The 443-nt window shown below is 56.4% G+C and carries 2 pseudogenes; both read right to left on the reverse strand.

Annotated features, from left to right (window positions below):
- Nucleotides 1–210: pseudogene (locus ACGF49_RS24870) on the reverse strand (recombinase XerD); the annotation flags it as partial.
- Nucleotides 197–443, reverse strand: a pseudogene (locus ACGF49_RS24875) (hypothetical protein); the annotation flags it as partial. The pseudogenes ACGF49_RS24870 and ACGF49_RS24875, both read right to left, overlap by 14 nt.

Genomic DNA, 443 nt, shown 5'->3' on the forward strand with positions numbered 1-443 from the left:
GCCCCGTTCCGTGGCCCACAGGATAAAGCGATAGGTGTGATGGGTCTGTACTTTCAGCGTGGTTTCCGACCAGTTTCGTTCCTGCCGCCAGGCCACGAAGCGCAGCAGCAGTGCATACAGGCTTTTCGGGTCATGTGCCGGACCGACAGGCTGACGATAGACGTCATCGACGGTCAGAAGACTTCCTTTGCGCGGTTTACGGTTTGCCATGATTGACCTCCGGTTGAGATTGAGGGGCGGGCGCAGACAAGGGGCGCGTTTTCTTTTTTCCTTTTATCGCTGTGTCTTCCGTTACCCCGACTTGCGGCACGTTGAACCCGTGTTCTGCCTGCCCTGATGGGGATTTTTTTACCCCAGACTTAGCCCGGACCTGGCCCAGACTTGAGGCAGACTTGCGTTTATTTAAGTCAGACTTGCTCTCATGACCTGTCGGGACGGCTGCC

Origin of the sequence: Photorhabdus sp. RM96S (genome assembly GCF_042879335.1) — a bacterium.
GTDB classification, from domain to species: Bacteria; Pseudomonadota; Gammaproteobacteria; order Enterobacterales; family Enterobacteriaceae; genus Photorhabdus; species Photorhabdus kayaii.